General features: G+C 34.9%; 6 protein-coding genes and 1 tRNA gene. 3 read left to right on the top strand and 4 right to left on the bottom strand.

The features are described from left to right. Positions 1 to 22 precede the first annotated feature (22 nt). Positions 23 to 95, top strand: a tRNA-Met gene (locus ACUSJC_RS16505). A 474-nt stretch (positions 96 to 569) separates the two neighbouring features. Here ACUSJC_RS16505 and ACUSJC_RS16500 read toward each other — a convergent pair. The 3 genes from ACUSJC_RS16500 to ACUSJC_RS16490 all read right to left on the bottom strand — a co-directional run bounded on the left by ACUSJC_RS16500 (position 570) and on the right by ACUSJC_RS16490 (position 6099). Then, complete coding sequence (locus ACUSJC_RS16500) at positions 570 to 4649, bottom strand: LamG-like jellyroll fold domain-containing protein (RefSeq protein WP_449270664.1); 4080 nt, start codon at positions 4647 to 4649, stop codon at positions 570 to 572. A 98-nt stretch (positions 4650 to 4747) separates the two neighbouring features. After that, positions 4748 to 5107 (bottom strand): LytR/AlgR family response regulator transcription factor, encoded by a 360-nt coding sequence (locus tag ACUSJC_RS16495; protein WP_449270663.1) that lies wholly within the window; start codon positions 5105 to 5107, stop codon positions 4748 to 4750. A 317-nt stretch (positions 5108 to 5424) separates the two neighbouring features. Beyond that, positions 5425 to 6099, bottom strand: coding sequence for a YceI family protein (locus ACUSJC_RS16490; RefSeq protein ID WP_449270662.1), 675 nt, complete (start codon positions 6097 to 6099; stop codon positions 5425 to 5427). Between the two features lie 271 nt (positions 6100 to 6370). Here ACUSJC_RS16490 and era point away from each other — a divergent pair, with 271 nt between their 5' ends. Then, positions 6371 to 7255 (top strand): GTPase Era, encoded by an 885-nt coding sequence (gene era / locus ACUSJC_RS16485; protein ID WP_449270661.1) that lies wholly within the window; start codon positions 6371 to 6373, stop codon positions 7253 to 7255. Positions 7256 to 7415: 160 nt separating this feature from the next. On the opposite strand, the gene ACUSJC_RS16480 is transcribed toward era, so the two are convergent. Further along, positions 7416 to 7880, bottom strand: coding sequence for a hypothetical protein (locus ACUSJC_RS16480; RefSeq protein ID WP_449270660.1), 465 nt, complete (start codon positions 7878 to 7880; stop codon positions 7416 to 7418). A 473-nt stretch (positions 7881 to 8353) separates the two neighbouring features. Here ACUSJC_RS16480 and der point away from each other — a divergent pair, with 473 nt between their 5' ends. After that, positions 8354 to 9664 carry a ribosome biogenesis GTPase Der gene (gene der, locus ACUSJC_RS16475; RefSeq protein ID WP_449270659.1) on the top strand — a complete coding sequence of 437 codons (1311 nt, stop codon included), beginning with the start codon at positions 8354 to 8356 and terminating at the stop codon, positions 9662 to 9664. Positions 9665 to 9956: the final 292 nt, after the last annotated feature.

Genomic DNA, 9956 nt, shown 5'->3' with positions numbered 1-9956 from the left:
TAAACTTCATGAAAACGCACAGCGCGGGATAGAGCAGTAGGTAGCTCGTCGGGCTCATAACCCGAAGGTCACTGGTTCGAGTCCAGTTCCCGCTACTAAGTAAAGAGAATCAAGAAATTGGTTCTCTTTTTTTATGGGTTAAATCTTCCCAACCTTTATTATTTCTACAGTCTTTAAAATCATCCAAATTTGGAGTTACTAACTTTACAAATGGGCTATATTTAATCACCCTCAATAACAATAAAGAAAATAAAACGTATAAATTAATAAAAAATTAATTTTTAAAATATCTCAAGGGCACAGGTTTGAGTCCTGTTCTGCTACTAAGTAGAAAAAGGCTTTGAGAGCTAGAAAAAAAAACGGTTTTGAATACTTTTTCAAAGCCGTTTTTTATATCCGAAATTCTCCGTGTTTTAGAAATTGTGCGCCAAAACGTAAACGATTCTCAGTTGAAGCCAAAACAAAAAAGAGCTACTAATTGTAGCTCTTTTTCTTATAATGAATAAATATAAATCCCTAATATATTACAATAAGTAATAACTCGAATCTATATTTATTAAAGATCTTCATTATTGTTTAACTAACCTATATGTATTTATTTTTCCTGAATTATTTACCCTAAGTAAATAAACACCATTAGCATAATTTGTAACATCAATTGAGTTAACTCCAATATGAATGTTTTCCTTTTTAATCATTTTACCTACTAAATCGAATACTTCTATTTGAACTTCTTCTTTAGTGTCAATTGTGAAAATACCAGTTGAAGGATTAGGATAAATTTTAAAACTATTAGCATCAAAGTTTGAAGTACCTAAAGTAGTGACATCTACATTTACAGGAACACGGTTACTTGTTGAAGCTTCTGTAATTCTTTTAATTAAACTATTACCCGAATCAGCTACTACAATATTTCCATCCGCTTGAATGGTCACTCCATTAGGATAACTATATGCTCCGTAAGCTAAAATTTCAATATTGCTTCCGTCAGCATTCATGCGCTTAATAGCATTATTCCCATAATCAGCCACCACAATTTTACCATCAGATTGAATGGAAACTCCAAAAGGCATAGAAAATCCACTACCTAAAGTTACAATATTACTTCCATCAGAATCCATACGCTTTATAGTGCTATTTCCAAAACCAGCTATTATAATTTTACCATCAGCTTGAATAGCTACTCCAGTTGGACTACTAAATCCACTTCCTAAAACTTCAATATTACCACCATCAGAATCCATGCGTTTTATAGTATTATTAAAAGTATCTGCCACAACAATTTTTCCATCAGTTTGAATAGCTACTCCGGAAGGACCACTAAACCCACTACCTAAAGTTACTATATTACTTGCATCAGAATCCATGCGTTTTATAGCGTTATTAAACTTGTCAGCTACTACAATTTTTCCATCTGACTGAATAGCTACTCCTGTAGGATTATTAAATCCACTACCTAAAGTTTCTATATTATTACCATCAAAATCCATGCGTTTTACTGTGTTATTACCACTGTCAACAACCACAATTTTTCCATCTGTTTGAATAGCTACTCCACTAGGATAATTAAATCCACTACCTAAAGTTTCAATACCAGTAGCTGTTTGTTGCTCTACATAATAAACACCGTTAGCTAATACATCGGTACCAGGTAAAGCGGTTCCTCCAGTGGCATTTGCAAACCATTGTGCTGTAGTTCCTGCACTTGGTGTGGTAACTAAATCAGCAACTGTACTTGCCGGAGGTAGTGTTTGTGTATTATCTGAAATTCGTTTAACGGTTACTGCTAATCTATCAGTGCTTTCAACACCTCCAACAGTTTGCGAAGCATAAGCGGTTCCATTATCTAACAAAGAAATTGTAGTTGGTAAAACCATGCCCCCAGTTGGAGAATCGTACCAAGTAATAGTACTACCTGTTACTTGTATATCGGCAATAGTTTTGTCATCGCCAGTATAAACTTGCGTTGTCCAAGTGGTTGTAGGTGTGGCAGGACTAGATATTGCTACATTTACAGGAACACGGTTACTTGTAGAAACTTCTGTAATTCGTTTTATAGCATTATTTCCAGAATCAGCTACTACAATTTTACCATCTGCTTGAATGGCTACTCCATAAGGAGCATAAAATCCACTACCTAAAGTTTCAATATTGCTACCATCGGCATTCATTCGTTTTATACCGCCATTACCAGTATCAGCTACCACAATTTTACCATCCACTTGAATGGTTACTCCATTAGAACCGCTAAATCCACTACCTAAAGTTTCAATATTACTTCCATCGGAATCCATTCGTCTTATAGCATTATTAAAAATGTTAGCTACTACAATTTTACCATCCGCTTGAATGGCTACACTTCTAGGGGAATCAAATCCACTACCTAAAGTTTCAATATTACTACCATCGGCATTCATTCGTTTTATACCACCATTCCCAGTATCAGCTACCACAATTTTACCGTCGGCTTGAATGGCTACTCCTCTAGGATTATAAAATCCATTACCTAAAGTTTCAATATTACTACCATCGGCATTCATTCGTTTTATAGCATTATTATTAGCATCAGCCACTACAATTTTACCATCGTCTTGAATGGCTACTCCATAAGGAAGATAAAATCCACTACCTAGAGTTTCAATGTTACTACCATCAGCGTCCATTCGTTTTATAGTATTATTAGTATTGTCAGCTACTACAATTTTACCATCCGTTTGAATAGCTACTCCAGTAGGTAAATTAAATCCACTACCTAAAGTTTCAATACCGGCTGTTGTTTGTTGTTCTACATAATAAACACCATTTGTTAACACATCGGTACCAGATAAAGCAGTTCCTCCTGTAGCATTTGCAAACCACTGCGCTGTAGCTCCTGTACTTGGTGTGGCAACTAAATCGGCAACTGTACTTGCCGGAGGTAGTGTTTGTGTATTATCTGAAATTCGTTTAACGGTTACTGCTAATCTATCAGTACTTTCAATACCTCCAACAGTTTGCGAAGCATAAGCGGTTCCTCCATCAAGTAAAGAAGTTGTAGTTGGTAAAACAGAACCTCCAGATGGAGAATCGTACCAAGTAATATTACTACCTGTTACTTGTATATCGGCAATAGTTTTATCATCGCCTGTATAAACTTGTGTTGTCCAAGTTGTTGTAGGTGCTGCAGTACTAGCATTTACTGTAACTACTATTTCAACCCTATCACTTTCGCAGCCATTACCGTTTGTACTTGAAACCCAATACGATGTTGAGCCAACTGATGAAGTATTTGGTGTAGGTGCAGTTGTTGAAGCTGTTCCTCCAGTTGCCGTTGTGTACCATAATAACCCTACTCCACCTATACCAGTTGTAGCTGTTAATGCTGTAGCTGTATCACCTTGAGTATAGGTAACAGGTGTTGTATCTATTGGTATTGATGGAACAGGTAAATTACTAGTAATAGGCGAACCTGCTAACCAATTTGAAGCAGTTCTGTTTAAAGTAAAATTGGATAATGTTCCGTTGTTTGCATTTGTTGCAGTATTATCAGTCAACGTAGTAATACTTGTATTGTCTGCTTGGTCAACACCTTGATTAAACTGATAATACGCTATTAAACCTGTTTCATTTCCTTGTAATTCACAATTCTTTGAAGCGTTTATTTGATCGATTGTTCTTGCAGTATTCCAAATACGAGCTTCATCCATATTTCCGGTGTAGTATCTCCCTGTCATTTGAAGATTTTCGCCAAGAGAAACATTATAGTTAGAATTGTTAATATTTGAAGTTCCTGCTAATTGGTTTTCTAAAGAACCGTCAATATATATTTTAGCAAAAGCGCCATCATAAGTAACAGCCACATGATGCCAATTCCCATCAGTAACAAAAGTTGTTGAATAAAAATCGGTAAATGCACCTGTAGCAGTAAAAGCAATTGCGCCATCTGATGTCAATGCTATCCTCCAACTATCATCTCCTTTTGTAACTAATGCATCCCATTGTTCGGATACTACATTAGAGTTCATCCAAAATTCTACAGTCATTTGATTAGTAAAATCAAAATTACTTTCGTTTGATAATGTAATATAATCATTTACACCATCAAAGTTTAGATGCGTTGCTGGAGTCGTTTGACAAACACCTGCACTTCCAGGACTACCTTTAACTTCATAACTATTTATAAAAACTCCAGAACCTTCGTTTGAGGCAATCCAGTTTGTTGGATCATTATTGTCAAAACTAGCATCACACAATTTAATTGAACTACCCAATCCTGCTGCATTTAATGGCCATGGTGCTATATTATCATATGTAACAATGTCTACTTGTGCTCCAAGATTGTCTAATAACTCTATTGTTTCTCCTCCGTTAGATAAGCCTCCTGAGAGCCACTGATCATCAGCAGTTCCAGCTCCAAAAACATAATCTAAGCTCGAACTATTTACTGCTAAAACAAAATATTCTCCTGGACTTAAATTAATATTTCCAAAAGTATATGTAACTCCCTGAGAAAAAGTATAATCTTGTAAATTTAATGTAACACTACCTCGATTGTATAATTCTATATATTCCAAAGAATCAGTTCCTGATTCAGGTGGATTATACATAATTTCAGAAATTACAATTTGTGCATTTAATTTAAAAAACGAAAAAAACACTGTGAGCAGCATTAATAAAAATAAGTACCTCTGTTTCATTTTATTTTCTTATCTAATAATTAGTTAATGAAACAAATATATTTATCTACTTAACACATAAAATTAAAATGTTATGAGTGACCATTCTTTGTATGTGAATGACCATTAATATTATTTTTATATCTTCTAGAAATAGTTAACTCTTCATTATTTATAAAAACACTAGATGCCGTTCTCTTTTCAATTTTGGTCTTATTTATTAAAATAGAACGATGTATTTTACAAAATTTATTTTGATCTAAAAGCTCATTTAAACTTTCTAATGATTGTCTTAAAGAATATGTTTTTGAATGAGTATGTAAGTCTATGTAATTCCCATCGCTTTTTATATAAAGAATATCATCATATAAAATTTTAATTTCTTCAAAACCATCTTTTATCATTATAAAATTAGTCTTTATTTTTTCTATTGCTAAATGTATTGCAGCCAATAAATCAATCTTTTTTATTGGTTTTGTAAGATATGAAATTGGTACTGTTGCTATTGCTTTTTTTATTGTTTCATAATCTTGTTGAGCAGTAACATAAATAATTTGTGCTTCTATATTTTTATTTTCTGTAAGTTTTATTCCTATATCTTTTCCGTTTACATTAATATGATTTCTGGATTAAATACATGGATTTTATTTGTTGTATAAGTTTCAAATCAGATGAAGAGCTATAAAAGAAAACATAAAATTACTCAAATAAAAAAAGGCGTCACAAGGACGCCTCTTTAAGTAAGAAAAGTTGTTATAAGTCAGTCAGCTTATTTTGTTGCTTTAACATCAACGCTGATTTCAATATCTTTACTAATCATCCATTCAGCCGGATCTGCTTCAGTTGTACCAAATTTGATTCCCCACTCTGCACGATCTACAGTGAAATCTGCAAGAATAGATACTGCATTTTCTGTCACATCAATTTTAGCTGGGAAAGAAACATTTAATGTATTTCCTAACAATGTTAAGTTACCGCTTAATAATTTATTTGCACCCTCTACTCCTTTTGCTGGAGCTTCAGCTAAATCTTCAACTTTAGTAATTTTGAATTCAGCTGTTTTTTGATTTTCTACATCAAAGAAATCAGCATTTTTAAGGTGAGCTTCAAGGTCTGTAGCTTTTTTTCCTTCTTCAGTAACAGAAGCCGGATCAACTTTTAATGATTGCATATCAATCACAAAGCTCCCTGCGTTAACAGCATCTCCTAAAACAGAAATCTCTCCTGTCTCTACATTTAAAGTTCCCCAACGTGGAGCAAAACCTCCTTTGTGAAATGCTTTCCATTTTACTACAGAAGCAGTTGTGTCTACGGCAAAAACATTTTCTGTTGCTACTGCTACTTCTTGTTCTGCAGTTGTAGTTGTATTATCTGAAGACTTACCTCCACATGATGCCAAGATTAAACCCGCTGCTACTAAAGCTAATAAACCATTTTTTTTCATAGTGTAAATATTAAATTGATTTTTTATTCTCAAACTCTTTAATTATTTGATGAGGCAAAATTCATAAAATTAAACCTAAAAAAAAATTAACCTAGGTTAAGAAATGCATTTTTTATAAAATAAAGATATCAAATATAGTGTGAAACTCACATTTCTTTTGAATTAAAGTTTCGTTAAAAAGAAAATCTGATTATTTTCAATCCTTTTGCTTCATTATTGCTTTAAATTTTGAATTTAATATTTCATACCTTTGTAACATAAAATGATAACCATGAATCACAAAGCAGGTTTTGTAAACATAATAGGTAATCCCAACGTAGGCAAATCAACACTAATGAACGCTTTAGTAGGCGAACGCTTGTCTATTATTACCAGTAAAGCACAAACAACACGTCACAGAATTCTAGGAATTGTGAATGGCGATGATTTCCAAATTATCTTTTCCGATACCCCGGGAATCATCAAACCTGCTTACGAATTACAAAATTCTATGATGGATTTTGTAAAAAGTGCCTTTGAAGATGCCGATGTTTTAGTGTACATGGTAGAAATAGGAGAGAAGGATTTAAAAGACGAAAGTTTTTTCAAACGCATTATCCATTCTAAAATTCCGGTGCTTCTATTGTTGAATAAAATCGACAAGTCCAACCAAGAACAGCTAGAAAAACAAATCCAACTTTGGAAAGAAAAAGTACCTAATGCCGAAATTATTCCCATTTCCGCTTTAGAAAACTTCAATGTGCAAACCGTTTTCGATAGAATTATAGCCTTGTTACCCGAATCGGAACCGTTTTATCCTAAAGACACTTTAACCGATAAACCCGAACGTTTCTTTGTGAACGAAATCATCCGCGAGAAAATCTTGTTGAACTACGACAAAGAAATTCCGTATGCCGTAGAAATCGAAACCGAAGAATTCAAAGAAGACGATGACATCATCCGCATTCGTGCGCTTATCATGGTCGAACGCGATACTCAAAAAGGAATCATCATTGGTCACAAAGGAGCAGCCATCAAAAAAGTAGGAATCCAAGCAAGAGAAGAAATGGAAAAATTCTTTGGCAAAAAAATCCATTTAGAAACTTATGTGAAAGTCAACAAAGACTGGCGGACCAATTTACGTCAGCTCAAACGCTTTGGTTACAATCAAAAATAAACTTAAAACCTGAACTCGTTTCAGGTTTTTTTTATGTCACTTCGAGCATTTAATAGTAAGAGGAGCAAACATGGTTTGCGGTAGAAATCGAGAAGTAGCATAAAGTATTTTTACAATAAAAACACTTGTCACTTCGAGCGGAGTCGAGAAGCCGCACAAATCAAAATAAAATCTTATCCATCAATTCCTCAAGTTCATGCATTTGTGGTACTCCTTTATTGCGGTTTCTTCGCGCCAAATAATACAGCAAAAACCAACACGCCACCATCAAAGCCATAATACTCATGTCTAGCGTAAAATTCTGATTAAGCGTCCATTTCGAATACGCAATCAAGCAAAAAATAATAAAGATTCCCGCCACCACAAAGTGCAAAAACATAAACATCGTCCACAAAACAGGATCCGGACCAAACAAGCCGTTAACCGCAGTATTTCCATCTTCCATTTGCTCTAATTCCAAATGTAAATTAGGCGAAAACTTCTCGCGTCTTCTCGCGCCAATGCTCAGCCAAATGTGGTTGTCTAACGTTTTAATATGAAAATCCGGAGTAATATCAACTTTCATTCGTTCGCAAGTCGTCTTAATCTCCTCAATCGATTTTGAAGAAGTCTTGTAAAAGCGCAAGCGCAAGCGTATCTCTTTTTCCGGTTCCATGGTGTTCATATTTAAAACTAAAATACTGTTTTTTTTTAAATCTTGGGCATTCCCCTAAAATAAATCCGGGTCGCGCTTTCGCCTGCACACGGTGCTTGGCTCTATCGCTAATGCAACTCCCTATTTCAAAACACGAGTCTAATAGTAAAAAGACGTTGAGCGTTTTGAGTAGCTCTAAAAGCAAAGTACTCAGAGAGACTGTAGATTGTATAATGTATACTGTAAATTGTATGCTGCGACTGTCAACTAATTTAGGTTTCGACTCTGCTCAATCTGACAAATAGGTAAATTACTTTGTGTTCCTTAGTGCCTTCTTGGGGCTACTTTGTGGTAAAGTATACAATACCTCGACTACTAACTGCCCACTAAATCTTCAACCCTAAATTAATAAAATTCATAATTTAAAATTTATAAAGTATCTTTGCAGACTCAAAAACAGTAAGATGAACAATATTGTAGCCATAGTAGGTAGACCAAATGTAGGGAAATCAACCTTTTTTAATCGTTTAATACAACGACGCGATGCCATTGTAGACTCGGTTAGTGGCGTTACACGAGATAGAAATTATGGCAAAAGTGAATGGAACGGAAAACAATTCTCGGTAATTGATACCGGAGGTTACATCGTAGGTTCTGATGATGTTTTTGAAGGCGAAATCCGTCGCCAGGTGCAATTAGCAATCGATGAAGCCGATGCTATTATTTTCGTAGTAGACGTGGAGGAAGGCGTTACACCTATGGATATGGAAGTGGCTAATTTGCTTCGCAAAGTAGAAAAACCGGTTTTGGTTGCGGTGAACAAAGTAGACAACGCCATGCGTGTAGCCGATGCCGTTGAGTTCTATTCATTAGGATTAGGTGAATATTTCACTGTTGCCGGAATGAGCGGTAGTGGAACCGGAGAGCTTTTAGACAAGTTAGTGGAAGTATTACCGGAATTACCGGACGTAGCGGAAGAAGAAAATCCGTTACCGCGTTTCACGGTTGTAGGTCGTCCTAATGCCGGAAAATCATCTTTTATCAACGCCTTAATCGGAGAAGATCGTTTTGTAGTAACCGATATCGCCGGAACCACTCGCGATGCTATCGATACAACATATAACCGTTTTGGTTTCGAATTCAAATTAGTAGATACTGCCGGAATCCGTAGAAAAGCAAAAGTAAAAGAAGATCTGGAATTTTATTCGGTAATGCGTTCGGTGCGTGCTATTGAACATGCCGATGTTTGTATTTTAATGATTGATGCCACTCGTGGGTTCGAAAGCCAAGATCAAAATATCTTTTGGTTGGCACAAAAAAACAGAAAAGGAATTGTCATATTGGTGAACAAATGGGATTTGGTTGAAAAAGACACCATGACGGCTAAACAATACGAAGCTAAAATTCGCAAAGAGATCGAACCTTTTACTGATGTGCCTGTTTTATTCGTTTCGGCATTGACCAAACAACGTTTGTTAAAAGCGTTAGAAGCAGCCGTTCAGGTTTTTGAAAACAGAAAACAACGTATTGCGACTTCTAAATTTAACGAAACCATGTTGCCAATTATCGAGGCTACACCGCCACCGGCTATCAAAGGAAAATATATCAAAATTAAATATTGTATGCAGTTGCCAACACCAACGCCTCAGTTTGTGTTTTTTGCCAATTTGCCGCAATACGTAAAAGAACCCTACAAACGTTTTATTGAAAATAAATTACGGGACATTTACGATTTTTCAGGAGTGCCAATCGATATTTATTTCAGACAAAAATAATAAGTATGACTAGTCCTAAAAAATCGATACAGATTTTTATTAGGCAAAAATAATTAATCAAACACTTGCAAAAACGTTTTTGCAAGTGTTTTTTATTGTTTTAGATAAATAACTAATTTTCCTTACCCTGATGTTGTTAATGACAGCATGCCATTTTTTTCTTCATCAACTCCATTTATTAAATCACATGTAATAGTGCCATCTTGTGAATCTGTTATCTTTAGAAAAATAGAAGTATCTCCAAATTCTACAAGACTTCCATTGCAAGAATTTGTAACAATGTAATTATCTA

Source organism: Flavobacterium sp. U410 (assembly GCF_053570605.1).
Note: the sequence above shows the minus strand (reverse complement) of the source record. Positions and strands in the feature narration are given on the sequence as shown.